Below are 26,431 nucleotides of genomic sequence, written 5' to 3'. Positions count from 1 at the left end.
TCCCTCTTTTCATAAAGCTGCCCGTCAGCCCATACCTGCCATAATACCGATGAGCGGCAGCAGAATCGCGACCAGAATCACGCCGATGGCAATGGACAAAAGCGAAACCAGCGCCGGTTCGATCACGGCGATCAGCCCGTCAATCTTATCCTGAGCCTCCTCAAAATAAATCCTTGAAATGCGCGCGGCCGCCCGGTCCAAAGAGCCGCTCTTGCTGCCGCCCATGAGCACCTTGGCGTAAACGCCCTTAAGCAGGCCGTTTTTTAACACCGCTTCCTCAAAGGGCTCGCCCTGGCCGACCGAGACGATGCAGGCGTCGATCTTCCCGCCGAAGGCCTCGCTCGACACCGTCTGCCTGGCCAGCCCCAGAGCCTGCTCCATGGCGATGCCGCTGGTCATGAGGATGGACAGCGCGCCCATGAAGCGGGCCGCGTCCAGCCGGTAAAAAATATCCCGCGTGGCCACAAACCGCTCCGCCAGCCCGTTAAAGAGCCGCCTGCCCGCCGGGCTGAACACGTAGAACAGCACACAGCCCAGCAGCAAAACAAGCACAGCGCCCACCACGATCATCATGATATTACCAGCCTGAAAGGCCAGCGCGTTGCCCGAGGCGCCGTTCAGGTCCACCCCCAGCTGGCGGAACACATCCTTAAACACTGGCATAATGGCGTACACCAGAAACAGCACCACCACCGCCATCATGGCGATAAGCAAAAGCGGGCTCAGGACCGCGCTTTTGGCCTGTTTCTTGATGCCGTCCTCCTGCAGGTAGTAATCGCCCAGAGCGCCCAGCACCTCTGCCAGACGGCCCGAGGTCTCGCCAACCTCGATCATGCCCAGCGCGTATTCCGGAAAACCACCGGTTTTTTCCATGGCTTTATAAAGGAAGTACTCCTCCAGCAGATTTTTTTCAACCGAATCCAGAACACGCTTAAAACGGCTGTCCTCCGCGTCCTGTGCCATCATTGACAGGCAGTCGTTCACGGTCACGCCCGAATCCAGCACCATCGACATGCTGGTAAACAGCGCGGACAGCTCCGCGGAGCTCATGGCCTGCTTCTTATTTACTCTTCCCATTCTGTACCTCCCTAATAGGTATATTGCGTTTCATAGGTATTCTCATTGCCGTCGCCGATAAAATTTGACAGGTCGCCTTTCGAGGAGCCAGCCGCAAAGGTCAGGTCCAGCAGCGTCCAGGTATTCGCGTCAATCTTAAAGCCCACCTCGATCCAGCCCGAATCCTTCACGTAGACCTCATTCCAGGCATGGTAGATGCCCGACGGCGATATGTAGCCCGTCTCCACCTTGGTGGGAATGCCGCAGGACCGCAGCATGGCCGCCGCCAGCGACGCGTAGTCAAAGCAGATGCCCGTGTTGGTTAAAAAGGTATCGTCCACCGACGGGATATAGCCTGCCGGCGGGGACTGGGCCTTGGCGACGTCGTAGGTCACATGGTCCTTGATGTAGGCATAGACAGCCTTGACCACGTCCGCGTCCGAGCTCACGCCTGCGGCCTGCTCTCTGGCAAAGGTCACGCAGGCGCTGTCCGCGTTGTAATCCACAATCTGGTTCGGCACCACAAAGGGCGCGAACTCACTGGCGACAGCGGCGTCCACATCCTCCTCCAGCACAGCGGTGTAGCGGTTATCGCCCACGCTCACCAACAGCCGTATGGAATAGGTACCGCTTCCCATCTGGAGCGGAAAAATCGTGTACTCGCCCGTGGCCAGTATATCGTAATTGTACTTCACGCTGTCCTTAACCACCTGAAGCTTGGCCGGCACACCGCCCGTGTAGCTTGCCATCACATAGCCGCTGTCCGCGCCCGTGGTGTCAAAGCCGCCCACATCACAGCTCGAGGTGTCCGCGCCCGAATAGGCCGGGATCACCAGCTCCGGCAGCGTGTAGGTGCCGCTTTCCGACGCCTCCGAACCGCCGCAGCCCACACCGGCCAGACCCATCAGAAGGCATAAAAAAACAGTCAGAACATATTTAATTGTCTTTATGGGTCTCACCATCCCTCTCCGCCCCGCAGGCACACGCCACCGCGCAGATATAAAGTATTTTTAGTTATTTTTTGCTTTCATTATAGCATATTTTATACGGATTAATAAACACTCTTAAAGTAAATTGCCTATAAACTGGAAAAAATTCGTTTTTAATGCCGTTTTTTTGCTTATTTTACAAAATTCATTTTCGGGCCACCCTGCCCGCTTTGTAAAAAAGGCAACAAAAAGCACCGCTTTTTTCTAAAATCACTTAATAAGCGTAACTCTATTATCTTGTTTATTCAATTAAAGATAATCTTTAAAATCTAAAAATAACTTTAATATTTATTAAAACCCTCTATTTTTTACCGGAATTCCCTTTATTTTTTGCTTTGTTTAGCACTCTTTTTTATATTTTTACAAGCGGAAAACACCTTCTTAACGCTATTTATGTTTGATAAACATTTATCAAACAAAGTCCAGCCTGTTTTGGGATCAAAAAGAATGCCTTTTTGGTTTTATATTCGTAATCAATTACAGTTTTATCGTTGACAAACCCATGCAATTATTATAATATTAATTCAATTAAATATGATGCGCGCAAGAAAATATCCTGATAAAGTTTTTTTACCTTTTTCGGATGGTTTTTTTCATCAGTCGAAACAGTACTCCTCTGTTTGATTTGCGGGCAGACGATTTCCCCAATCCTCAGCCCACGCCTAACTCTATGTTCTATCCATAACAACATCCGAATCCATTCTCCAAAGAAACAGGAATCATCGTATTTAATTGCCAATTTTGCTCATCTCAAAAACAGGCAATCCTCTGCTCAAACCGCCTGTATCTTTGAGATTCCTACCCAAAGCCCGAAAGGGCTTTTACCTTTTTTTGACACTAAATCAGGCCAAAATAGCGGCATGCGTTGTAGATGCCGTCCTCATCCACATTGTCGGTCACATAGGTGGCGGTCTGCTTGAGCGCGTCGATGGCGTTCCCCATCGCCACCGTGTAGTCCACCGCGCCAAACATCTCCAGATCGTTCTCCTCATCGCCAAAGGCAATGGCCTGTGAGCGGTCAAGCCCCAGCAGGTCAAGCATCCGCTCGATGGCCGACGCTTTAGACACCGCATCAGGCAGAATATCCAGCACCCGCGGCGCCACCACCCGCGCCTTCAGCCCCTCCTGCATTGTCCGGACACGGCCCTTCAGCCCGTCGCCGATAATGGCAAGCTGGTACACGCTGTACTCACAGGCCCGCCCCAGAGCACCCTCAATGCTCACGTCAAAATCAACGGCGTAGGGGCTTTCGTTCCAGCACAGCACATTGCCGGCAGTGCTCTCAAGCACGACCGCCACATCGCGGACATCCCTGAGCTCACGCAGCAGCGCGGCGACCACCTCCGGCGCAAGGAGCTGCCGCCAGACCTCCACGCCGCCGTGGGTCAGACTCAGCCCGTTAGCCGCAATATAGGTGTCCATCTCCAGATCCGCCACAAAGCTCCGGATCACACTGGGCTCGCGGCCCGTCACAATGACCGGCTGAATGCCGTTCTCCCTGAGCGCAGACAGCGCCCGGCGCGCCGAGACCGGCACCCTGTCCAGAAAATTGCTGCTCTCCACCTTATGGCTGGCCAGCGTGCCGTCAATATCAAAAAAAGCGACGCGGATCTTTTTTTTCATATCTTTTCCTCTTTCGTTTGGATTGTTTTCTTTATTATAGCACGGCTGGAGTCTAAAACAAAAATGCTGTGCGGCAGCACAGTTTAAAATAAAATTGTCCCCTCTGTCAAACTGTGATAGAATGGTCTAAAATGAATCGTCAAACGGGAGAAAACATCAATGAATGATACCGAGTACTTACAGAAGCTGGTCCAGGTCGCCCGGCTCTACTACGAAGAAAACATGACACAGCAGGCCATTTCAAAAAAACTTGGTACGACAAGACAGAGTATATCAAAAATGCTGAGCGAGGCCCGCCAACGCAGCATCGTCGAAATTAAGATCAATGATGTCGAGACCAACCTCAGCAAAGCCGCCCAAAGGATAAAGGAAATTTTCCCAATTCAAAATGTCACCATTGTCCCCGGCCATTTTAACGATGACGCGCTGGCCCGGAAGATGCTTGCGCAGCGGGCCGCCCTTTATTTTGACGACCTCTGCCGCGAAGGGCTGCATAAAATCGGTATTTCCTGGGGCCGTTCTGTCTACAGCTTTGTCGAGCAGTGCAGCGAGAGCAGCCTTTTACAGCGGGCAGATATTTTCCCGCTGGTCGGCGCCAGCAATCAGGCCGCCGCCTACTTTATGATCAACGAGATGGTACGGATGCTTTCCGAAAAAACGGGCGGCACAGCCCATTTTATCAACCTTCCCCTGGGCCCCCTGTCCCCAAAGGACTATGAGCTTTTTACCAGGACCCAGGCCTACGCCGAAATATTGGACCAATGGCAGGAAATTGATCTCGCAGTGATCGGTATCGGCGCTATCGGCAACTTGAAGCACCGCTCATATTACCCGGGTGAGAGCGAGCTCCTCGCCGAAGACTCTGCCAATATCATCGGCGACATCTGCACCCATTACTTTGACCTCCAGGGCAGGATCACCGAAACCATCGGCGCTGCCTCCATGATTCGTATTCCCTTTGAAAATCTGGCAAAGGTTAAACGCGTTTTGGCGCTTGTCAATGGAACTGAAAAAATCGACGCGGTAACCGGAGCACTGAAGCTGGGCATTGTAACAGACATCATCATCGATGAAGCCCTGGCGGAGGGCATCATCGAAAGGCTTTCCTGACAGACAACTTACCTGTTTTTTCTTATTTGACTATTTTCTGCAATGAGACTGGCCCTCCAGTCTTTTTTTGCACCACCGTATATAACATTTGTAATTGACAAATGTTATATACGGTGATATGATTGAGATAACTTTAATATGAAGGGGTGAGAAAAATGAAAATCGTGGGTATTGGAGATGTCTGGATATCTGGAGAGGATATCAAAAGGGGCTTTGCTGCCTTTGCTGAAAGAGGCGAGGTCATTGAAACCGTTGAATGGCAGTGCGACAGCTATGATACGCTGCAGGCTATCAACCTCGCGGTAGAGACAGGTGGCAGCGAGGCTTATGAGCCGCCCGAGGCAATTAAAAAGGCCGTTGAGGACGCGGATATTATCATCACACAATTCTGTACGGTTACCCGAGACATGATCGACCGCTGTCCCCACCTGAAAGCCATCGGTGTTCTGCGCGGCGGCTATGACAATGTCAACGTCGCCTATGCCACCCAGAAGGGCATCGCGGTTTATAACACACCGGGCCGGAACGCCAACTCTGTGGCAGATTACACGGTTGGGCTGATGATCGCTGAGTGCAGAAACATCGCAAAGGCACATATGAACTTAAAGCTTGGAAACTGGGTACGGGACTATACCAACAAGGAGACAATGCCCGACCTTTCGGGAAAAACTGCCGGTATTGTGGGGTTTGGGGCCATCGGAAAAAAGGTGGCCCAGCGCCTGAAGGGTTTTGAGATGGAGCTGCTGGTCTATGACCCTTACTTTAAACCGACAGCGGAAACCAAAGGCATCGAATTGGTCTCGTTGGAGACACTTCTGCAGCGCTCTGATTTTGTCACCCTGCACTGCCGTCTTACACAGGAAACGGAGAGACTTTTCGACGCGCATATGCTAAGCCTCATGAAGCCCACCGCTTACTTCATCAACACCTCCCGATCGGGCCTTGTCGACGAAAAGGCTTTGTGGCAGGCTCTAAAAGACCATAAAATCATGGGCGCAGCGCTGGATGTATACGACAGAGAGCCGCCTGGAAAGGACTACCCACTGGTCACGCTTGACAACGTGACCCTGAGCCCTCACATGGCCGGCGGCAGTCGTGACGCCTTTACCCAGTCACCTGGAATGCTGGCCCGTGAGATGCTGTCTTTTCCGGAGGATAAGACCTCCCGCTTCCTGGTCAATCCTGACGTTTTGTAAGCCTTGTTGTCAAAAAATATACCACAGAAAGAGGAATAAAAATGGCACTCGTAACCTTATCTGAAATTTTGAAGCCCGCGAGGGATGGCCACTACTGCGTCGCCGCCTTTGACACCAGCAATAATGACATGACCCTCGCTATTTTAGAGACAGCGGAAGCACTGCGCTCTCCTGTTATTCTCATGGCCTTATGTGTCGACATTGAGGGCGACAAAATGGAATACTGGCTTGACGGCGCCCGTAAAATGGCCAGCCGCGCCTCTGTCCCTGTCTGTCTGCACCTCGACCACGCCACAGACACAGCCTTTATCAAGAAGGCTGTTGACAGCGGGTTTACCTCTGTCATGTACGATGGATCTGTTCTGCCCTTTGCAGAAAATGTTAAAAACACAAGGGAAGTAACCGAGTACGCCCATACCCACGGCGTATCGGTCGAGGCTGAGCTGGGCCATGTCGGCGATGGGATTGTCGGCCGTTCAGAAACCGACGTGAAGAAAAACAGGGATGGCACCTACGACAATCCAGATGATTCACTGACTAATCCAGATGAAATGAGCGCTTTCATCGAAGAGACTAATGTGGACGCATTGGCGGTTGCCGTAGGCACAGCCCACGGTGTCTATGTCCACGAGCCAAGGCTGCATTTTGACCGGCTCGAGCAACTGAACAAACTCTCATCGGTTCCTCTGGTTATGCACGGCGGCTCTGGAACTCCCGACGAACAGGTACGGGAAGCCGTCCGCCTTGGTATCTGCAAGCTCAATGTTTTTTCAGAAATCATTGACGCCTATTACCGCGAAATGAAAAAGCAGCTCAACGAAATGGAAAACATGGCCATCTGGCCTTCAACCGCCAATCTTCGTCCGCTTAACGCGCTAAAAGAAGCCGTAAGCAAAAAAATCGTGTTATTGGGTTCAGACAACCGCGCTTAGCACTGATCTTTTGATTATCAAAACAGGGGGGAATCACTATGGAAAGCTATTTAATTGGAATCGACGGCGGAAGCACCTCGATTAAAACCGTATTGTTTGACCAATGTGGAAAAGAAATTGCCAGCGCGTCTAACCCAACGATGCGTCTGGAATCGCACACGCCCGGCTTTGAGACGTTTGACGTCGACCGGCTCTGGGCGTCCACCTCAGCCAGCATCAAATCCATGCTTGCTAAAGCCGCCGTCGACCCTTCGAGAATTGCCGGCATTGGCATGTGCTCTTTTGGCAACGGGCTGATCATTTTAGACCGAGACGGAAAATCCATCGCGCCCGGTGTTTTTTCCCAGGATTACCGGGCCAACAGCATCGTCGAAGGCTACAAGCGCGAAGGCTCCTTTGACCGGATCAACGATATTATTAAGGGAACCCTCTATGCGGGGGAACCTGGACCGATCCTGCGATGGTTTAAAGACCAGAAGCCAGAAGTCTATGAAAAAATAGGCGGAATTCTCTTATTCAAGGATTATCTGATGTATCGTCTGACCGGCGTATTCGCAACCGACGCCAATATTTTTGGCGGCTCGGCCATGCTGGATTTGACGACCACCGACTACTCCACAGAGCTCCTGAACCTGTACGGTATCCCAGAAATTGAGCCTTTTTTACCTGAGCTCGCAACCGCCTCCTCACAGATTGTCGGCACGGTTACCGAAAAGGCCGCAGACGAAACTGGCCTGAATCCAGGCACGCCAGTGGTTGCCGGTATGATGGATGTCCTGGCCTGCCTGGTGGGGGCTGGAGCCACAGCAGACGGTATTGTAACTGCCGTCGCGGGGACCTGGTGTATCAATGAGACTCATTCCACGCAGATCATCCCAGGCGCTTCGGCAAATATGCCTTACCTCACAAAAGGGGAATATCTAAACTGCGCCTTCACAGGTGCCTCCGGCTCAAATTATGAATGGTTCTGCAAAGCTATGGGCGGGGAAGCAAAATACATTGCCGAAAAGCAGGGCGGCTCTTACTACGAGGTTTTAAACGAGCTGATCGCATCAGTTCCCATTGAGACATCCAAAGTTATGTACCTTCCTTTTGTTGCTCAGCCAAGTGTCCACCCAAATGCAAAGGCTGAATTTTTCAATATCGACCAGAACACCACCTATGCCGAGCTGGCCTACGCTCTGGCCGAGGGCGTTGCTTTTATGCACCGCTACCACATACGGTTTCTGCGGGACTCGGGCTGTAAAGCGGATGTGGTGCGTCTGACTGGCGGCATCGCCAAAAGTCAGGTATGGGCAAGGATTTTTGCCGACATTATCGAGCTTCCCATCGAGACCGTAGACTGCAATGAAGTAGGTGCCCTGGGATGCGCCATCACCGCAGGGGTTGGCACTGGTCTGTACAAAAGCTACGAGAAAGCTTTTGAGCAGGCCGTTAAGATCAACCCGCCTGTCACATCGCACACTGAAAACTTCGAGCTCTATGAAAAGCGCTACCAGAACTGGTCACGTCTGATTGAGATCATGAATATTTACTGGAACGAACAATAAAAATTCATACTAAAAAGAAAGCCACCATCCTGCACATGCGGCAGGATGGTGGCTTTCTTTGCTTTCTTCAGGCTGATTCTACTTCTTCCGGACCTCATAATACCCGTAGCGCTCCACCGAATCGTCCAGACCGGCCAGCTTTTCGAGCTGGACCTTCAGGTTGGCGGTTTTGACGTTGTGGGCCACGGCCAGGCCGCCCTTAAAGCTGACGATCACAACTGCCGCGTAAACACTCTGGCGGTTTGTCGTGATTTTGAGCAGGGTGCCGAAATCCTTCAGCTCCTCGGTGGTAACGCTGCGGATATTCCGCAACTCAAGCCGCTGTCCCTTGTCATAGGCAATGATGGTGGGCATCCGGTCGATGTCAAGGATATATGCCTTCTTAAAATCTGCCAGCGAGGTAAAGCCCTCGCCCTCAAAATAAATGATCTTATAATTCATGAAGTATACCGCCTTTTTATAGGGCGCTGTCAACGCTCCCCTTTTCTGTTATTTTAACACATTTTTTATATCTGTCCTAATAAAAAAGCTACCCTCCTGTCCTCTCCGCGCCTCTTTTTCAAACAAAAAACCCCCGGCTTAAAAACCGGGGGCGCTTGAAAGGAAAAGTATTGGGGGAGATTAGGTATTTCGCTTAATCTAAGTAAGAGGTATGTGTGTTCAAAACTATTTATACCCCTGGCCTGGGCGTTTAAACATACGCTCTTCTTTTTGATCTCTTTTAGGCATGTCTTAAGAATTTTTGCATAATGGACGCTGATGTGGTATAATAAAAAAGTAATTAGAAGTCTAACGTTTTTCTCAGAGCACGGTACTACCCCTATCTTTTTTAGTAGACCGCAGCCATCTGAGACAAACCTGTTAGATTTGATTGATGTCCAGCGCTGTCTGGTCTTTTTTTATGCCTGAAATAAAAAAGCCTCCGATTCAGGACCGGAGACTTTTAAAAGGGAGAGTAAAATTTGGGGAGATGTAAATTAAATTTGAGGTATGTTGTTCAGAACTATTTATATCCAATACAAAAGTATTTAAACATGAAGCCACTTCGGAAAGTGGCTTCATGGGTGTCCCGCAGGGAGACTGAGCTAAATGAAAAGAGGTTACCATACAAATTATAGGAGATTTGTATATGTTGACAAAATCATTTATACCCTTTCCGTAACCTTTAAAACATCTTATAGCAGTTAAAAAAAATTTCTTTTGGATATATTTATAAAAAAAGCAAGGAGGCCTATAGATGAAACGGTTAGCAGCCATTAAGGATTACATCACTGAACAAACCTTACACAAAACCTTTAATCCCAAAGGACAGTTAACGCTTTATTTTTCCAACGGTTGTCTACCGGACGAAATTGTCCTCGCAGCCAGAGATCTTGGCTACACCATTCACTTGAAATCAGAACAGGCCAGTGCCTGGATATTGGAAAAACAACGCGCGCAAACACAAAAATAAGCCGGATTTTTAATCCGGCTTAAAGCTATTTATGGCGTTTTATTTAGATAACAGTTACGTTTGAAGCCTGAAGGCCGCGAGCGCCCTGTTCGATATCAAAGCTTACCTTGTCGCCTTCATTTAAAGACTTAAAGCCGCCGCCCATGATTGAAGAAAAATGAACGAATACGTCATCGCCTTCTTCTCTTGAAATAAAACCAAAACCTTTGTCACTGTTAAACCATTTTACTGTACCATTATTCATTAATTGGTACCTCCTGAAATATTATATTATATTCGCAATCGTAGAATAAAAAAACACATATTTTTGCAAACCCTCTTGTCACCAAGCTTACATTGAACTTAAGTAGACAAAAACGACTTGCAAAAATATGTGAAATCAATTGATACTCTCTTAAATACATTCTTAGTATAACCCACAGGATGCTTTTTGTCAAATTCTCTTTATAAAAAGGCTGAATCTCTTAAGAAAGCTCTAATCTTAAATCGTGAATACCTGAACAAAATAAAAGCTGCATCCGCTTTTTTGGCGCAATGCAGCTTTTATAAATTCGGGTTTCACGTATTATTTGGCGACGGCCTTATACCAGGTCTCGCCATTGATCACGCCGCGTGAAGGGTAGTTTACCCAGCCGGTGATCTTATCGGTACGGTAAGGGAAGTAGGTTTTCATGATGGCCAGAGCAATGCCCGGAGCCTGTTCGGCGTTCATTTTCTGGATATCCTTAAAAGCTGCGCTGTATTCGTCATAGTTTTCGGATTTCATCATTCCTGAGTAAGCGTCCAGATAAGCCGGGTCGGCGTAGGTTCCAAAATGCTGATTGCTCGTCATGGTAATATCGGCAATGTAGCTGGCAATGCCTGTCCAACTGGCAATACCGACCGTGGTCATGCCCAGATAGATTTCATACGCGCTGTTTGTTCTCAGCTGTTTAGTATAGTCTGGATTTGAAATGGTCTGCTCGTCAACAGATACCCGTATTCCTGCTTCTGCCAGATTGGTCTGAAGCATTTCTGCGATGCGCTTATAAATTTCGGTTGATCCCTGAAGGGCGATTTTCACATTCATGGGGCTGCCGTCTGGAAGCTCGCGCATGCCATCGCCGTCTTTATCCACAAAGCCCGCCTGGTCCAGCAGCTCAGCGGCTTTTTTCAAGTCCCGTTTATTTTCTGGAAGGCTGCTGTCATAGCCCAGGCAGGCGGGCGACACAGCGCCTTCATTGGCGATCTGGCCATGTCCGCCGCCGATGGACTGGGCAAGAAGCTCGTAATCCAGAGCATAACGAACGGCTTTTCTGAAATTGAGGTCGTTTGTCGGGTACTGATTGAACCCAAAAACGATCTGATAGGTGGCGGAATTCAGGCTTTCTCCCGGGTCGATATTGGAGTCGCTTTCGATGGTTGGCAGCAGTGTGGTGTCCAGTGAGGAGGAGTATCCGTACATGACGTCGATCTCCCCGGACTGCATTGCCATGATCAGGGAGGACTGGTTATCAAAGCTCTTCAGCTCAACTTTATCCACGGTGATCTCTCCCAGCGGGTAATCGCTCACTGCTTCATAATAGGATGTCTGGGCATCCTCGTCGGCTGAAACGAATTTATAGGGTCCGCAGCCGACTGCGGCGTTGGGCTCTGTATACTTTTTGGACTCTGTGACGTTTTCCCAGATATGTTTTGGTAAAATGTAGTAAGACAGGGTTGCCTCATTCATAAACGCAAAGGCTTCGCTGTCATCAAAATTCAGACGGATACTGGTATCGTCAATCTGGTCGACAGATGTGATTTTTAAGAACCAGGTCATGTTCTGCTGCTTATAATAATCGAAGGTAAACAGCACATCTTCAATGGTCACTGGCTCGCCGTCATGCCATTTTAAGCTGCCCAGCGGATCGAAGTGAAGGGTAACCTGCCTGTTATCATCGCTGATCTCCCATTTTTTGAAAAAACAGCCGTCTCCAGTCAGCTTTCCTTCCTCATCAAAACGCCATAAATTCAGCTGCGAAAAGGAATGGTAGTTGAGGCGGCCATAAGCGCTTTCACTGTTCATGGCGCTGTAGCCATCGTTTTTGTAGGTTGTCCCGATACGCAGCACCTCTACGTGCCCTGACCCATTTCCCTGCTGCCCGCCTCCTGCGTTTCCACAGCCCGACAAGGGCAATGCCACCATCACAGCTGCCAAACAGGCTGCGATCACTCTTTTAATTTTCATTTCTTTTTTACTCCTTTAATAAATGGTTATTTATCAACAGCAGCTGGATTAAGCTGCTTGTCTTCAACAATAATGCCCTCTTCAATGGTATAAATCTTATGAGACACATAACGGCAGAGGGCCACGTCATGGGTAATAAAAAGGTAGGACAGCTTTCTTTTTTTCTGCAGTGCGAGCAGCATGCGCATGACCTGCGCCTGTGAAATCACATCCAGCATGGACGTGGGCTCATCTAATATGAGAATATCCGGCTCTGGCAAAAGCGCTCTGGCAATGGCAAGCCGCTGGAGCTCGCCTCCTGAAAGCTGTGCCGGCACTCGTTTCAGCTGCTCTGGATAGATACCAAAATGTTCTGTCATTTCGCGCCGCGCCGCTTCGTTATACTCTTTTTTACAGAGCCTGTATACCTCAGCCATGCTTTTATCCAGCGAAAGCCTGGGATTAAAGGATACCTCGGGATGTTGGAAGATCATCTGGACGCGTTTACGCCTTTTTTCCTTTGCGGGCAGGGCCTGAAAGGGCTCGCCTTGATAGAGTACCCTTCCCTGTGCCGGACGGATCAGCCCGGCAGCTATCTGTCCCAGCGTTGATTTTCCGCTTCCGCTCGTCCCTAAAAGTCCAACAATCTGGCTGTCTTCCAGTGTGATTGAAACATCCCTCAGGACAAAATCCTCCTGCTGCGGATAGCGGTGTGATACATGCTCAATTTTAAGCCCCATAAAGATGACACCTCACATAATGCTGTTCTGCTCTGACCATTTTGGGTGCCTCCAGACATTTTCCACTGGCCTGTGGACAGCGGTGCGCAAAAGCACAGGCAAAGCGTTTGTCAATGGAGGGCGCATAACCGCCCGGGCAGTTTAATCCGTTTTCCGGCAGTGCTTCCAGCAGCATTTTGCTGTAGGGATGCTTTGGTTTTTTAAAAAATGTCTTGGCCGCTGCCACCTCGACGGTTTTTCCGCCATACATGACACAGACGGTATCTGCGATTCTGCTGGCAAAACGGATGTCATGGCTGACGCACAGCAATGTGCGGTCATCCAGTGTCCGCAAAAGCTTTTCTACCTCTGCGATCCGTTTTTCATCCAGACCCTTTGTGGGCTCGTCTGCCAAAAGGATTCTGGCGCCTCCGGCGGCGCCCATTGCCATGAGCGCACGCTGGCGCATACCGCCGCTGAGCGTATGGGGGTACGCCTTTGCCAGTTTATCGGCCGGCGCCAGGCCCAGCCTCTCCATCCACGCCTTTGCCTTTTGAAGGGCTTCGTCTTTTTTGAGGCCGCTGTGTTCAACAAGGGGTTCGGATACCTGTTCTCCAACAGTCATGAGCGGGTTCATCCCGTTTCCGCTTCCCTGCGGAATATAGCCGATGACCTTCCCTCTTATTTTTCGAAGCTCGCGCTCCTTAAGGCCCAGCACCTCGTCCCCGCCGATTTTTATGCTTCCCCGAACTGCGGCGTCATTTGGCAAAATGCCTAATATGGCCGCCAAAGTCACGCTTTTGCCACTGCCGGATTCGCCCAAAATAACAGTGCGGCCTCCTTCTGGCACCGTAAGGCTCATATCCTCCACCACTGGCGGCTGCCTGTTAAACTGTATGGTCAAATTTTTGATCTCGATCATTGTATTACCTGATATTCCTCACGTTTTCCCGGACTCCTGGTTCCAAGCCCATAATAGCCGATCAGCACAAAGGCAAAAATACAAAGGCTGATACAGATGATTGGCGGCACGTACCACCAGGTGTAGCCTGCCACGACACCATTTTTATGGAAGGCATAGTATAAAATGGAGCCCCAGCTTTTCTGATTATAGACGCCGAGCCCCAAGAAGCTCAGACTCGCCTCTGTCACCATTGAGGTGGCTACTGCCAGAGTGGCCCGCATCAGGACGATATCGCTCATATTGGGTAAGATATGCCGCAGCATAATGACGCTGGATTTCTGCCCCATCATCTCCTCAACCCGGACAAAGGGCAGTTGGCGGACTTCCAGTACCTTTGCCCTGACAAGGCGGGCCGTGGTCGGCCACGCGGTCAGGCAGATTGCAATCACAATATTCCACATGCTGGGCTCCATAAACGCCACAAACACAATGGCAAAGGGCAGCTGCGGTATCGTCATCCCGACTGCTGTCAGGGACTGCAAAGCTTTGTCCAGCCGTCCGCCAAAATAACCGCCTGCCAGACCGATACCTGTCCCGATAATGATGATACACGCCGCCGCAGTGATTCCTGTCAGCAGGGTTGTCCGGGTACCGAGAATGAGCTCGCTGAAAATATCCTGCCCAATATCATTTGTTCCAAGCAGGTGCTCTGAGGATGGTCTCTGAAAGGGCGCTGTGAGCTCCTCCATCCCATAGGGCATGAGCGCGTCTGCGAAGACAGCGACAAAGATAAAAAAAGCCAGAATAATGGCGCCTGCCCAGACACAAAGGTGTACCTGTTTTAATTGATACCTTTTAAGCTTCATGAATGACCGCACCGTCCTTTATCCTCGGATCAAATTTCCACGCGAGAATGTCCGCAATGAATTGAAAAAAGATGACACAGACTGCAATGAGCAAAAAGCACAGCTGGACGGTTGGATAGTCATGCTGGATGACGCCGTCGTAGATGAGCGTTCCCAGACCTTTCCACGAAAAAACTACCTCAATCAGCATTGAACCCGCAAGCATATAGCCAAACTGCATGCACAGCAGTGTCACATAGGGGACGGCCACGTTGCGCAGCACATGCCTGAACAACACCTTGTGCCGCGGCAGCCCCTTGGCCTCAGCGGTGAGGATATATTCTTCATCCCGAATCTGTGAGACAAAGCTTTTCATCATCAAAAAATTAGTCGAGGTCTTAAACAGGGCTAATACGCTGACCGGAAGCACCATATGATACAGGGTATCCACAAATTTCGCCCAGCCGGTCAACCCACCCGAGGCCATGCCGCCAACGGGGAACCAGTGCAGGTTAAAGGCGAAGATCACCAGAACGATGAGGGCCAGGCAGTTGGCCGGTATGGTCTCGAACAGCAGAAAAATAAAGGTCAGCGACGAATCTGCCCGTCCGCCTTTATGATACCCGGCAAAAATGCCTAAGGCGCCGCCCACAAAGGCTGACAGAATAATGGCCGTAACCGACAAAATCAGAGTCCAGCGGAGCCGGAACAGCACCACCTGAACCACATTCTGGCCGCTGATATAAGACTTTCCAAACTGGAAGGTGACGGTATTCCAAAGGAACCGGATATACTGCTCAAAGAGAGAACCGTCCAGAGCGTACTGAACCCTTACCTTGTCCAGAATTTCCGGGTAATTGTAATAAAGCGTAAAATATTCTTCTTCTCCCAGTATGTGTAATAACGGGTCTCCAGGCATCAGGTGAACCAGTAAAAAATTCAGACTGATTGCGACAAGGATTAACCCAAGAGCGCGTAGCAAATAGTACAATACTTTTTTCATACTGTCATCTCCAGCGCTGTCTCTTCCAATTTTAGCGGACAGACTAAAACACCCATAACGGTTTTGCCCTCGTTGATAAAATGTCCTTCTTCTAAATTATCTTTTACATAGTTCCGGATTGCTTCACGCCATTTTTTAACCGTGATCCCTGTTTCCACGGTCTCGTAATGGCGGACCAGACGCTCCACTGCCTGGTTTTCCTCCTCTGCGCAGTGCCACTGGCATTGTACTGGCAACACAGTTGGCTCATAGCCCATTGCCTTTAAAAGCTGATACGGGTACTTTACCTGATTGCTGCCGCCGTGGGTCAGGGTGTGCCCGAGCAGGATTTCGTCTAAGGATTTACGGCACTTCTCACTTTTTTGTTTAACAGGCGTGTCACAAATTCCCACGTAAACCACGAGATCCCTGCTGAGACTCAGCATTTTTAAAAAAGGCTCCGGATGATAAAGGCCAGGATTCATACTGCCGATTACCAGATCATAAGCCTGTGTTTCAAATGGCAGCCGGTTAAAATCGCCGGTCTGCACCTTCACATCAACACCTTTTTCCTGGGCCTTCTGGCAGACAATACGGTTCATCTCCGCTGAACAGTCCAAAGCCGTCACCGCAGCGCCACACTCTGCCAGGGGCAGTGCAAAGGATCCTGTGCCGCTGCCGATGTCCAGAACACGTTTTTGTGTGCCTTCCCAAAAACCCTGACACTTTAAATACTCCAGCAGAACATCTACGCGCTCATTGCTGCTCCCCATACCCGTGTCATAGTAGTCTGCCGAAGCATCCCAGCATTTACGCTCCTCCGAAAAGGCCTCCCGGTACAGGGAACGCTCTGCCGCATCTCTCCAGCATTTTATCCAAAATTCTTCTCTTCGATTCACTAAACTCTACCTTTACTTTTTTGTCGAACAACAAAAAAAGCTCAAAAGCCATGATTACAATCAAATCAACAGCCTTCAAGCCTTAATATTTTTTATTCACTTTTACAATTTTCTGTACGTTTATAAGCTATAGTATAGCAGACATAAAAGGTTTTCACAAGTTTTTTTTTATATTTTGCACGTCAAAGTTTTCTGAATTGATTTTTACGGGAGGATAAGATACTATAATAGTAATCTGATGTATATCATCAATTTTATAGAATTTTGAGAGGAACCCAACATGGCTGACCCATCAAACCCAAAACAGGCCCAGGATAACCGGGCTTTTAATGAAATGCTGAAGTCTGCAAAAAAGCGGCTGGAGCAGCGTCTGCCTGATGACCTTGCCCGCAAAACGGGCGCGGTTTTTGACCTGGAGGCCGGAGCTCTCACGGTCACAAGTCTGGGCCGCACCTACACGCTCACCTATCCGGAATTTGAATGCCGGGGAGCCATTGACGAGTGGTTTCACCTCGTCCTGCTCCACTACATGGACCTGGCGGACGAAACACCGGTTTCTGATGCCTTTGTCCCCTTTGCCGACCAGCAGGAAGGCCTGATCCGCGGCACTAAGTTTGACCGTACCGCCGCGCAGGCCCTGCGCGCTTTTCTTACCGGCAGGCGGCCTGAGCAGATAAAAGCCGTCCTCGAGAAACTGGACGCGGCCTTTGTGCCGTCAAACGCGGATCTCTGCGCTGTCCTCCCCTTTCTTCCACATTACCCCGTCGCGCTGAAGGTCTGGTTTGCTGATGAAGAGTTTCCGCCCGAGGGTAAGCTGCTGTTAAGCAAAAGCGCGTCCCACTACCTGACCATTGAGGACGCTGTGGTGGCCGGCGAGTTTATTTTGAGAGAATTGGAAAAAACAAAAAGCTGATCATTCGATCAGCTTTTTTTAATGCATGAGTCATCTGATTCTCATTTACTCAAAAAATCCTAGTCCGTCGATGGCCTCCACGAATCTGCCCACATATTCCTTTGAGGTTGTCGGCCAATGGTATTCCATTCTGTAGAGTACCTGCATAGTATATTCGTTGGACCTTGCGATGGGCAGGGTTGTCTGTCCATGCCCCATATTCTGGTACGCGATCATACTGGACAGGACTTTGGCCTTTTCCGGGTCTTTCTGCGCTGCTTCAAGAGCTTCCATATAATCGGATTCTTCCGAAAACGCTATTTTTAAACCATATTTTTTCATTTCCTGGATAATGTCCCCCATATAGATGCTGTGATTGTTATAGGGATGAAAAACGCAGCAGGCTTCCGGTGTTTTCGAAAGGGTTATGATCGCTTTTGCGGTGCTGTCAATGGGCGCCATTTCAGCTGTCTGATCCATCATGGAATAAGGGAATTTCCCGATCATCACATAGGATTTTAACCGGCCCACAAAGCTGTTTGTCGAGAAGTTCATCTGGAATTCCCCGTCAGTGTCACGCGCGGACAGGTTACCCACCCGCATAATTTTTCCGCTGAGCCCAAAGGAGGCTATACCTTCCAGGATGGCTCTTTCTGCAAGAAATTTACTGTGGCCGTACTTTGTATCTAAAACCTGACCAAAATACAGCATTTCTTCATTCATAATGGTTTTAGCTGGCGGTACGTCTCCTACGCTGAACCCTGAGACACTGGTGGTTGAAATCTGGACGATCCGGCTCCCTTTTTTCCGGCAATACTCGATGGCGTTAAGCACGCCGCCCACATTGACGTCCTCAATATCGGTGCCCTTTGAAAAATGCTTCACATTTGCCGCGCAGTTGATGACGGTCTGGATATCTTCATCCAGCAGGCTGTCAAAGACGGCAGGGTCTGTAATGTCCCCCTCCACAAGAATGATCCGGTCGCCGATCAGCTGCTCATAGGTTGTTTCAAAATAGTAAAAGAGCATGGCGTTCAGGCGTTTTTCCAATGAATCATAATTCCCTTTTCTCAGAATACAGAAAATGCGTCCTTCCTCAGAATCCAGAAATTCTTTCAGGATATGAATCCCCAGGAAACCGGTGGCGCCGGTCAGCAGAACATTCCCAAGCGGCAGCGGCTCACCGGCCAAAAAGGCTTCCAGATTGTTCTGTGACAGCACTTTGGCGATCTCGCTGTAATCATAGACTGACAAGTCTTCCAGACCGGTTTCTAAGGCATCGCCTTTCTGGAACATTGCCGCAAGGCTTCCCGGCGTCGTATGGGAAAATACATCGCCATAGGTAATATCAAAACCGGCTTTTGTCGCTGAGATGATGACCTGCGTCACTGTCAGGGAGGTCCCGCCCATCTCAAAGAAATCATCGTTGACGCCTACCTGTTCCAGGTGAAGGACGTCTTCAAAGATTTCACAGAAGATTTTTTCCGTCTCGTTTGCCGGCGCCACATACTTGGCGGCTTCTGCCAGTCCCGGCTCGGGCAGGGCTTTGCGGTCAATTTTCCCGTTAGGTGTCATCGGCATTTCTTCAAGCTGGCAGTAGCCTGTGGGCACCATATATTTTGTGAGTTTTTCCTGCAGGAATTCTTTCAGCTTTTCTACCTCAACTGTTTTACCTGCTGTGAAGTATGCGCAGAGGTGCTCCGCGCCGTTAATTTCACGAATAATGGTCGTTACGCTTTTTATATCCGGGTATTTTGCAATGCATGCTTCGACTTCTCCCAGTTCAATGCGCAGTCCTCTCAGCTTAATCTGATGATCCGCTCTGCCTAATATAACCACATCACCCTGTTCTGTAAAACGTGCATAGTCTCCTGATTTATACATCCGTTCACCGAAAATGGTGATGAAGCTTTCATCTGTCATCTCAGGCATATTGTGATAGCCCCGCGCAAGCCCCGGTCCGCCGATGTATAGCTCGCCCACCGCGCCCGGAGGCAGCAGATTGCCGTCTTTATCCACAATATATTCTGTATAGTTTAAAAGCGGCGGGCCAATGGTCACTGTATCCTCAAAGGTCAATTCCTTGGCGTTGCTGGATACGGTGATTTCTGTCGGTCCATAGGTGTTAAAGATGCGCGCCCGCGTGACTTTTTTTAGTTTTTCCAGCAGCAGCGGACTATACTGTTCACCGCCCGACATGATCACCTTACAGCTGGCCAAAGCCTGGCAAAATTCCGGCAGTTCCATATACTGCAGCATTCTGGAAGGGGTAGCGTTGATGATATCGCCGCCGTACCTTGCCATTAACTGCGCCAGATGCAGGGGATGGTTAGCAGAGTCTTCATCTGCCAGCACCAGAGTCAGCCCGTTGCACAGCGCCACAGCGGTTTCTTTTAAGGACATATCAAAGGAAACGGTGGTCACTGAGACCATGACGCTGCCATCTGTCACACAGGCGTGAACATGGGGGTTTCCCTCATGATCTCTTACATAATTGGCGATTCCACGGTGCTCCAGCATTACGCCCTTGGGCTTTCCTGTCGATCCTGAAGTATAAATCATGTACGCCAGGTCATTCCCCGAAACACTTATGTCCGGAGCCTTGGTGTTGCCACAGCTCAGCAGGGCCTGAACATCCACAGCCTTTTCATAGCGGGACAACTGGTCTGCTGTCGTGATGATCAGCGCTGCGCCGCTGTCCTGGGTAATCTGCCGGATCCGGTCTTCTGGATATTCCGGATCGCACGGAATGTATGCACCGCCGGCTTTCATGACGCCATACATGGCCATCAGCAGGGCAGCCCTTCTGGGCAGCAGAACAACGGCTGCCTGTCCTTTTTCAAAACCTCTTTCGACCAGAGCGTTGGCGATCTGGTTCATCTTATTGTCTAGCTCTTTGTAAGTATATGTTCTTTCTGAGTCTACCAACGCGATTTTCTCCCCATGAAGCTGTGCCTGCTTTTCAAAAGCCCGATGGAACAGAACCTCTTCTGGCTCTGCCGCTGCTCTGAGATGGAAACGGTCCAAAAGAAGCCGCTGCTCTGGCGTTACCAGGCAAAGCTTCCGAAGTTTTTCCTGGGGCGCAGCCATCATCGCTTCTGCGCACACTGCGATGGCGTGGGCCAGGGTGTCCATTTGCGCCGCGCTGTACAGGGCGTCGTTATACTGAATGCAGACGGCTGGCTGTCCTTGCCTTTCTTCAATGTGAATGGAAATTTTAAATTTGGGCTTTTCGCCTTCCAGACTTTCCATCTCAATCTCTCTGCCATTAAACTCTGTTTTTTCCAGAACGCCCAGCTGGCAGGCATACATGATATGCGGTTTGAAATCATAGTCAGCCGTAATCTGTGTAAATGGATAAATCTCATGTGCAACGGTGTCCATCAAGCAGGTTTTTGCCTCCTCAATAAAATCCAGAACCACCTTGTCCTGCCCCAGATCACCTGCAAGCGGAAGGGTGTTGACAAACATCCCAAAGGAGTCCTGCACGCGTAAATCGGATCTTCCGTTGCTGATAGTGGAAATAAAGACTTCCTGCGAATCCGTGAAGCGGGCCAGGGTATAAAAAGCGGCTGACAAAAACAGATGGGCCGGGGTCACGCCATATTTTTTACAGAAGCGGTCTATTTCTTTTTTATTACACAGAGCGGTCTGCTCTGCTTTTTTCCCTGCCTCCTCATCGCCTGACAAGTCTGGCATCAGCAGGCTTGCCCCTTCGCAATTTTGCAGCATGTTTTTAAAATAATCCTGTGCCTCCCGGTATGCCTTGCCATCCTTCGCATTCGCGGCGTCGCTGACGTACTGATAATAGCTGTAACGCTCCTTTTCGACCTCGTTCCCCTCAAGGGCAGACACCACCTGGCGGAGAAATACAGCCAAGGAGCCGCCGTCAAAAATAATATGATGGAAATCCGCTGCGAGGCAAGTCCGGTTTTCTGTCTCAATGACAGCTAAACGATACAGCCTTTCCCCTTCAAGACTAAAGGGTTTTACAAAGTCTTCCACATAAGCCTTAAGGGCCTCCTCTGTCATGGATAACACCGCAAGGGCAGCGGGCTCTTCAACGGGGAGCTGAACCAGCGTCCCCTCCCGGTAGCCTAATCTGGTCTTCAGGTAGGGATGTGCCTCAACCACTGTCCGGACTGCTTCTGCCAGTGCCTCTGCCTTCACTTCCTTTGGAAAGCTGAAAAGCGCCGGTATATTATAGCCGGTGGCTTCGGGCGTCTTTACCGCGTCATAGTATACCCCCATCTGTCCCTGTGACAATGGGTAGTCTGCTGCCAAGGGAAGCTCTGCACCGCTGTCGCTCTGGGGCTTGTGTGTCTCTTCCATTCTCTCTTTTATAAGCCCGGCGTAAATCTCGTCTTCGATGGTCAAAATGCTGCACTGCTTCATCATCTTCTTGACTTCGAGCATAACGCCGTATTCTTTTTCCACTTCTGCGGCAAGCTTAATGGCCGACAGGGAGGTGATCCCCGCATTGGAAAGCTCTGTACTGACAGAAAACTCCTGATGTCCCACGATCCCGCTGATGATCTCTTTTAATTCTTTTTCTAAAAGCGTCAGCGGTCTCTCGCCGTCTGTATTAGCCTGGTGTGCTTGGCTGAGCGGATCTGGAAGGGCTCTGCGGTTGACCTTCATGTTTTGATTGAGCGGGATTCTCTCGATCTGCATGATCACCGCTGGCACCATATAAGGCGGCTTTTCTTCCTGTATAAACGCCTTTAGTCCTTCTATATCCACGGTCTCATCGGAAACGATATATGCCGCAATGGCTTTGCCTCCGGCTGGCGCATCAAAGGCCATGACCGTCGCGTCCTTAACGCCGGGATACTGGCGCAGGATTCCCTCTACCTCAGTCAGCTCAATACGAAAACCGCGAATTTTGACCTGTCCGTCCCGTCTTCCGATAAACTGAAGGTTGCCGTCAAAGAGATAGCGGACCAAGTCCCCGGTATGGTACATGTACTCAAAGCCTTTTTTCTGCGCGAAGGGGTTGGGCGTAAAAACTTTTGCCGTCTGCTCCGGCCGGTTGAGATACCCTCTTCCCACTTGATAGCCGGAAACGCAGAGCTCTCCAAGGGCCCCGGCCGGTACTCGCCTCCCGTATTGATCGACGACATAGAGCTCTATATTGTCAATGGCGTGTCCAATGGGCACATTATCATAGGTTTTGGTTTTATCCACCTCAAAAGCCGTTACCAGCACCGTTGACTCTGTAGGTCCATACAGATTATGGAAAGCATAGTCCGATCCCGGCTGTACCGGCACCAGGGTCTCGCCTCCGGTGGAGAGATGCTTCAGCCCGTGATTTTCGATCTCTGAGGCAAACTGTCTGCCGACCTGCGTGGTCATAAAACAGTGCGTCACTTTTTCTTTTTCCAGATAGGCGTTGAGCTTTGGCAGCTCCAGACGCAGCTCGTCTGGAATAATGCAGACAGCGGCGCCGCTCGTCAACGCTGGGTACATGTCCATCATATTGGCGTCGAAGCCGTAACTGGCGTAAGCCGCCACGATGCTGCTGTCCTCCAGCCCGTAATAGGAGCGGTACCATGAGCAGAACGCCACGATGTTGCTCTGAGTCAGCATGCAGCCCTTGGGCGTTCCTGTCGTGCCGGAAGTATACAGTAAAATGAACAGATCCTCCGGCGACGGGTCTGTTCTCCCTGGCGCAGAGGCAGGCGGCAGCGCTGGTATCGCTTCTGTCAGCAATACCTCACCCTGATATTCCGGGACCTTCGAGCGCAGCTGATCGTCCGTGATCAATAATTTTACTTCCGCGTCCTTCATCATAAACGCCAGCCGCTCCTCGGGGTAGGTAGGGTCCAGCGGTTGGTAGGCGGCCCCTGACTTCATAACGCCAAGAGAAGCGATAACTATATATTCACAGCGGTCAATCAAGATAGAAACCACCTGTTCCGGCCCGATTCCTTTTCCGCTCACAAAGGCGGCAATGCGCTCAGACAGTTCATCCACCTCACGGTAGGTATAGCGCTTATCTTTATAGATCACTGCTGTTTTATCCGGCGCCCTTCTGACCTGCTGCCTGAAAAGGCTGACCAGCGTCTGGCTTCTGTCAAACAGTCTCTCCTCGCCATAAAAAGACTGGAGCGTTTGTATCTCCTGCTGAGAAACCAGTGGAATGGCCTTTAAAAGATCATATTCTAAAAATCCCTCAGCGACGCGCAAAAACAGATTGACAAAGGATTCCATGTTCTGCCGGTCGTAAACATCGCTCCGATATTCGAAAAACAGGTCATAGCTGCCTTTTTTCTTGAAAACGTGCAGGGCGATATTGGCAAGGCTGCACCCGGTTTCCAGGGATTCCATGGCGATCTCGCGGCCATCCAGCGTGATTGCGTTTAACGTCTCGGCCTGATAAACAAAAAGTAATTCTGACGAAACGCCGTATTGGCTGGCTAACTCCCCAAAGGAACAGCAATCATGCTTCATGGTCTCAAAGAAACGCTCCTGCAGCTGCCGCAGGAATGAGGCTGTCTCACTTTTTTCATCAATCGCTACGTAGACTGGCAGCGTTCTGACTAACATCCCCATGGTTCGTGACATTCTGGGGTCGTGCCGCCCATTGTTGACGGTCGCAAACAGGGCTTCGGCCTGTCCTGTATATTTTGCCAGCGTGTAGGCGTAAGCGCCTAAAAAGAAAGTGTTTTCCGTAATTCCTGCGTTTCGGGTAAACTGTTCTAACCTTTCGGCTGAAACCTTTCCTTCCAGATTGCAGTAAAGGCGTTTAGCGGGCAATACGCTCTGTTCCGGATCTTCCGGATGGTCAAACACTGGGTTGACGTTGACCTCATTCCCCTCCAGGTAATCTTTAAAATATGCCTGGGCTTCCCTGTAAGTCTTCTGCTCTTTCAGGGTCGTCTCATAATTTGAAAGGGTAAACTGGCTGATCAATTCCTTTTCCGGCATCTTTCCCTGATAGACTTCTGCCGCCTGATTGAAAAACGCGGCGATGGACGCGCCGTCCGAAATAATGTGATGGAAATCGGCCAGCAGATAGATCTGTTCCTCTGTTTGATAAAGCTTTATGCGAAAGAGGGGGCCATTCTCCAGATCAAAGGCTTTGACAAATCCGGCCTTGACCTGCTGAAAGCGCTCTTCGGAAATTTCTTCTGTCTCCACACCATACGCCCGCTCTGGGTGTGGGAGCATTCCATAGCACCCGTCTTTTTCTACAATACTGACATTGAGCACAGGGTAGTGGTTGACCATTGTCTCCAGAGCTTTTTTTAATTTGTCTGCATCCACATCCTTCGGGGCGGTAAAGCAGAAGGGAATATTGTACATAACGCTCTCCGGACTCTGCAGGCATTCCAGAAACACGCCAAGCTGGCTGTCGGTCAGGGGATAAAACGCCTTTTCCTCTTCGCAGCCCTGATAGGGATCGCTCTGTTCTCCTGTGCAGAGCGCCGCAATGCCCTCGGGCGTTTTCCCTTCAAAAATCTGTGATGAGCTCAAAGCCAGATCTGAGCAGTATTCCTGCAGACGGATTGCCTTGATGGAGTCGCCCCCAATGGCAAAAAAGTCGTCTTTTCTCCCGATCTGCCCCACTTCTAAAATCGCTTCAAAGCCTTGGCAGATTCTTTTTTCCGCCTCTGTCACGGGCGCTTCGTAATCGGCCTTAAAAGCTGAAGCATCCGGAGCTTTCAGAGCCAGCCGGTCTATCTTCCCATTTTGATTTAACGGGATTCTCTCCATTTCAATCAAAAACTGCGGAATCATATAGTCCGCTAATTTTTCCTTTAACGCTGCTTTGACCGCCAAAGCAGGATCCTGCGGCCTTAAGCTTTCTTTTGTCTGAAAATATCCGCAAAGATAGGTCTGCCCATATTTATTTTCATATCCTTTGACAACGGCGCGCTCCACATATGGCAGCGCATTCATTTGCGCTTCAATCTCTCCGGTTTCCACTCTCTGACCATTTATTTTTACCATCCAGTCTTTGCGGTTCACATAGATAATATTTCCGTCTTCCCGCGTTTTTCCCAGATCGCCGCTATGGTATAAAATTTTATCGTTGTCGCCTTCCGCGAAGGGGTTATCCGTAAATACTTCAGCGGTTTTTTCAGGCAGCTCCAGGTATCCCTGTGCAAGATAGCCGGAAATACAAATTTCCCCTGTCTCTCCTGGGTCCGCGATGCTGCCGTCTTCTCTCAGCACATAAACATGCATTCCTTCAAATGCTTTTCCGATAGGCGTGTTATCGTATTCCCTGTCGATTTTAAAATAGGTAGCCGCCGGGGTCGTTTCACTGGAACCGTAAATATTGTACAGTTCGTATCCGTTTCCCTTTACATTTGAGACACGTTCGCTTCCACAGAGCACCAGACGAAGGGTGTCGCTCTTGTTCTTAAACAGCTTCATCATCTGCGGAGAAATGAGTGTGGCTGTGATATGGTGCGTGGCGATGGCGTCTTCAATCCGATGGATGTCTTTTCGCCCATCCTCACTGTTGAGGTGTACGGCTCCGCCGGCATACAGCAGGGCGAAAACATCCTCAATAATCGCTATGAAATGAAACGGAAGGTTCGACAGATAGATGTCCTCCGGCGTATACCCAAAGGCCTTCGCGCTTCGATAGGCACTGCTCGCAAAGCTCAGGTGATCGTGAACAATCCCTTTGGGACTGCCGGTGGAGCCGGAGGTATAAATGGCGATGGCCCGGTCCCCGGCGTTTACCTGCGGGCCGGAAAAGGCTGGATTTTCCTTTACTCCCTGAACCTCCTCCTGAAGCGCGTTCATAAACGCTTCATCCACCACGGTACGGGCGCGGCATTGTTTCAGAATAAAGTTTATCCGGTCCTTGGGATAGCTGAAGGAAAGGGGCACAAACACGCCGCCGGCCTTGAGGACCCCGAGGACAGCCGCTATATATTCCATTTTTCTCGGCAGCATCACCGCTACAAAGTCACCTTTTTTTACGCCAGTATCCATGAGCTTTCCTGCGATCTGGTCGCTGATATCCGCCAATTCCTGATAAGTGGTTGTCCTTTCGCCCTCCATATCTGAAATCGCAAGGTGCTCTGGCGCCTTTTTAACATTTTCTAAAAATTGATCCAAAAATAATCGCAT

The 26,431-nt window shown here is 50.0% G+C and carries 18 protein-coding genes; 6 read left to right on the top strand and 12 right to left on the bottom strand.

Annotated features, from left to right (window positions below):
- Positions 1–24: 24 nt before the first annotated feature.
- The 3 genes from CPZ25_RS14660 to CPZ25_RS14650 form a co-directional block, all read right to left on the bottom strand.
- Positions 25–1,077: a type II secretion system F family protein gene (locus CPZ25_RS14660; protein WP_096919113.1), complete on the bottom strand. Its 1,053-nt coding sequence runs from the start codon at positions 1,075–1,077 to the stop codon at positions 25–27.
- Between the two features lie 11 nt (positions 1,078–1,088).
- Positions 1,089–2,018 (bottom strand): transglutaminase-like domain-containing protein, encoded by a 930-nt coding sequence (locus tag CPZ25_RS14655; protein WP_096919112.1) that lies wholly within the window; start codon positions 2,016–2,018, stop codon positions 1,089–1,091.
- A gap of 864 nt (positions 2,019–2,882) precedes the next feature.
- Positions 2,883–3,668 carry an HAD-IIB family hydrolase gene (locus tag CPZ25_RS14650; protein WP_096919111.1) on the bottom strand — a complete coding sequence of 262 codons (786 nt, stop codon included), beginning with the start codon at positions 3,666–3,668 and terminating at the stop codon, positions 2,883–2,885.
- 159 nt (positions 3,669–3,827) lie between these two features.
- Here CPZ25_RS14650 and CPZ25_RS14645 point away from each other — a divergent pair, with 159 nt between their 5' ends.
- The 4 genes from CPZ25_RS14645 (at position 3,828) to CPZ25_RS14630 (ending at position 8,456) form a co-directional block, all read left to right on the top strand.
- Positions 3,828–4,778 carry a sugar-binding transcriptional regulator gene (locus tag CPZ25_RS14645; protein WP_058696043.1) on the top strand — a complete coding sequence of 317 codons (951 nt, stop codon included), beginning with the start codon at positions 3,828–3,830 and terminating at the stop codon, positions 4,776–4,778.
- Between the two features lie 155 nt (positions 4,779–4,933).
- Positions 4,934–5,974: a 2-hydroxyacid dehydrogenase gene (locus CPZ25_RS14640; protein ID WP_096919110.1), complete on the top strand. Its 1,041-nt coding sequence runs from the start codon at positions 4,934–4,936 to the stop codon at positions 5,972–5,974.
- 41 nt (positions 5,975–6,015) lie between these two features.
- Positions 6,016–6,906 (top strand): class II fructose-bisphosphate aldolase, encoded by an 891-nt coding sequence (locus CPZ25_RS14635; protein ID WP_058696045.1) that lies wholly within the window; start codon positions 6,016–6,018, stop codon positions 6,904–6,906.
- Positions 6,907–6,944: 38 nt separating this feature from the next.
- Complete coding sequence (locus CPZ25_RS14630; RefSeq protein ID WP_096919109.1) at positions 6,945–8,456, top strand: FGGY-family carbohydrate kinase; 1,512 nt, start codon at positions 6,945–6,947, stop codon at positions 8,454–8,456.
- A gap of 78 nt (positions 8,457–8,534) precedes the next feature.
- Here the strand turns inward: CPZ25_RS14630 and CPZ25_RS14625 are convergent, their stop codons facing one another.
- Positions 8,535–8,897, bottom strand: a complete 363-nt coding sequence (locus tag CPZ25_RS14625; RefSeq protein ID WP_133067063.1) for a hypothetical protein — start codon at positions 8,895–8,897, stop codon at positions 8,535–8,537.
- A gap of 796 nt (positions 8,898–9,693) precedes the next feature.
- Between CPZ25_RS14625 and CPZ25_RS14620 the strand changes: the two genes are divergently transcribed.
- A complete protein-coding gene (locus CPZ25_RS14620; RefSeq protein WP_096919107.1) occupies positions 9,694–9,909 on the top strand; it encodes a hypothetical protein in 216 nt (71 codons plus the stop codon).
- A 43-nt stretch (positions 9,910–9,952) separates the two neighbouring features.
- Here CPZ25_RS14620 and CPZ25_RS14615 read toward each other — a convergent pair whose 3' ends face one another.
- The 7 genes from CPZ25_RS14615 to CPZ25_RS14585 all read right to left on the bottom strand — a co-directional run bounded on the left by CPZ25_RS14615 (position 9,953) and on the right by CPZ25_RS14585 (position 16,446).
- Positions 9,953–10,153: a cold-shock protein gene (locus CPZ25_RS14615; protein ID WP_058696049.1), complete on the bottom strand. Its 201-nt coding sequence runs from the start codon at positions 10,151–10,153 to the stop codon at positions 9,953–9,955.
- Positions 10,154–10,474: 321 nt separating this feature from the next.
- Positions 10,475–12,118 carry an ABC transporter substrate-binding protein gene (locus CPZ25_RS14610; protein ID WP_096919106.1) on the bottom strand — a complete coding sequence of 548 codons (1,644 nt, stop codon included), beginning with the start codon at positions 12,116–12,118 and terminating at the stop codon, positions 10,475–10,477.
- 26 nt (positions 12,119–12,144) lie between these two features.
- On the bottom strand, positions 12,145–12,837 hold the full coding sequence (locus CPZ25_RS14605) for an ABC transporter ATP-binding protein (protein WP_096919105.1): 693 nt from the start codon (positions 12,835–12,837) through the stop codon (positions 12,145–12,147).
- Positions 12,827–13,738, bottom strand: a complete 912-nt coding sequence (locus tag CPZ25_RS14600; protein WP_096919104.1) for an ABC transporter ATP-binding protein — start codon at positions 13,736–13,738, stop codon at positions 12,827–12,829. Before CPZ25_RS14600 ends, CPZ25_RS14605 begins: the two co-directional genes overlap by 11 nt.
- Positions 13,735–14,586, bottom strand: coding sequence for an ABC transporter permease (locus CPZ25_RS14595; protein WP_096919103.1), 852 nt, complete (start codon positions 14,584–14,586; stop codon positions 13,735–13,737). The genes CPZ25_RS14600 and CPZ25_RS14595 overlap by 4 nt, the downstream gene beginning before the upstream one ends.
- Positions 14,576–15,568, bottom strand: a complete 993-nt coding sequence (locus tag CPZ25_RS14590; RefSeq protein WP_096919102.1) for an ABC transporter permease — start codon at positions 15,566–15,568, stop codon at positions 14,576–14,578. The genes CPZ25_RS14595 and CPZ25_RS14590 overlap by 11 nt, the downstream gene beginning before the upstream one ends.
- Positions 15,565–16,446 carry a class I SAM-dependent methyltransferase gene (locus CPZ25_RS14585; RefSeq protein WP_096919101.1) on the bottom strand — a complete coding sequence of 294 codons (882 nt, stop codon included), beginning with the start codon at positions 16,444–16,446 and terminating at the stop codon, positions 15,565–15,567. The genes CPZ25_RS14590 and CPZ25_RS14585 overlap by 4 nt, the downstream gene beginning before the upstream one ends.
- A 280-nt stretch (positions 16,447–16,726) precedes the next feature.
- Between CPZ25_RS14585 and CPZ25_RS14580 the strand changes: the two genes are divergently transcribed.
- Positions 16,727–17,359 (top strand): DUF3786 domain-containing protein, encoded by a 633-nt coding sequence (locus CPZ25_RS14580; RefSeq protein WP_096919100.1) that lies wholly within the window; start codon positions 16,727–16,729, stop codon positions 17,357–17,359.
- 45 nt (positions 17,360–17,404) lie between these two features.
- Here CPZ25_RS14580 and CPZ25_RS14575 read toward each other — a convergent pair whose 3' ends face one another.
- Positions 17,405–26,431: a non-ribosomal peptide synthetase gene (locus tag CPZ25_RS14575; protein ID WP_096919099.1), complete on the bottom strand. Its 9,027-nt coding sequence runs from the start codon at positions 26,429–26,431 to the stop codon at positions 17,405–17,407.

It is taken from the genome of Eubacterium maltosivorans (assembly GCF_002441855.2).
GTDB classification, from domain to species: domain Bacteria; phylum Bacillota; class Clostridia; order Eubacteriales; family Eubacteriaceae; genus Eubacterium; species Eubacterium maltosivorans.
Note: the sequence above shows the minus strand (reverse complement) of the source record. Positions and strands in the feature narration are given on the sequence as shown.

Excerpts from the sequence above, each read along its gene's own strand:
- CPZ25_RS14660 (WP_096919113.1), bottom strand. The coding sequence starts at position 1,077 with ATGGGAAGAGTAAATAAGAAGCAGGCCATGAGCTCCGCGGAGCTGTCC.
- CPZ25_RS14655 (WP_096919112.1), bottom strand. The coding sequence starts at position 2,018 with ATGGTGAGACCCATAAAGACAATTAAATATGTTCTGACTGTTTTTTTA.
- CPZ25_RS14650 (WP_096919111.1), bottom strand. The coding sequence starts at position 3,668 with ATGAAAAAAAAGATCCGCGTCGCTTTTTTTGATATTGACGGCACGCTG.
- CPZ25_RS14645 (WP_058696043.1), top strand. The coding sequence starts at position 3,828 with ATGAATGATACCGAGTACTTACAGAAGCTGGTCCAGGTCGCCCGGCTC.
- CPZ25_RS14640 (WP_096919110.1), top strand. The coding sequence starts at position 4,934 with ATGAAAATCGTGGGTATTGGAGATGTCTGGATATCTGGAGAGGATATC.
- CPZ25_RS14635 (WP_058696045.1), top strand. The coding sequence starts at position 6,016 with ATGGCACTCGTAACCTTATCTGAAATTTTGAAGCCCGCGAGGGATGGC.
- CPZ25_RS14630 (WP_096919109.1), top strand. The coding sequence starts at position 6,945 with ATGGAAAGCTATTTAATTGGAATCGACGGCGGAAGCACCTCGATTAAA.
- CPZ25_RS14625 (WP_133067063.1), bottom strand. The coding sequence starts at position 8,897 with ATGAATTATAAGATCATTTATTTTGAGGGCGAGGGCTTTACCTCGCTG.
- CPZ25_RS14620 (WP_096919107.1), top strand. The coding sequence starts at position 9,694 with ATGAAACGGTTAGCAGCCATTAAGGATTACATCACTGAACAAACCTTA.
- CPZ25_RS14615 (WP_058696049.1), bottom strand. The coding sequence starts at position 10,153 with ATGAATAATGGTACAGTAAAATGGTTTAACAGTGACAAAGGTTTTGGT.
- CPZ25_RS14610 (WP_096919106.1), bottom strand. The coding sequence starts at position 12,118 with ATGAAAATTAAAAGAGTGATCGCAGCCTGTTTGGCAGCTGTGATGGTG.
- CPZ25_RS14605 (WP_096919105.1), bottom strand. The coding sequence starts at position 12,837 with ATGGGGCTTAAAATTGAGCATGTATCACACCGCTATCCGCAGCAGGAG.
- CPZ25_RS14600 (WP_096919104.1), bottom strand. The coding sequence starts at position 13,738 with ATGATCGAGATCAAAAATTTGACCATACAGTTTAACAGGCAGCCGCCA.
- CPZ25_RS14595 (WP_096919103.1), bottom strand. The coding sequence starts at position 14,586 with ATGAAGCTTAAAAGGTATCAATTAAAACAGGTACACCTTTGTGTCTGG.
- CPZ25_RS14590 (WP_096919102.1), bottom strand. The coding sequence starts at position 15,568 with ATGAAAAAAGTATTGTACTATTTGCTACGCGCTCTTGGGTTAATCCTT.
- CPZ25_RS14580 (WP_096919100.1), top strand. The coding sequence starts at position 16,727 with ATGGCTGACCCATCAAACCCAAAACAGGCCCAGGATAACCGGGCTTTT.
- CPZ25_RS14575 (WP_096919099.1), bottom strand. The coding sequence starts at position 26,431 with ATGCGATTATTTTTGGATCAATTTTTAGAAAATGTTAAAAAGGCGCCA.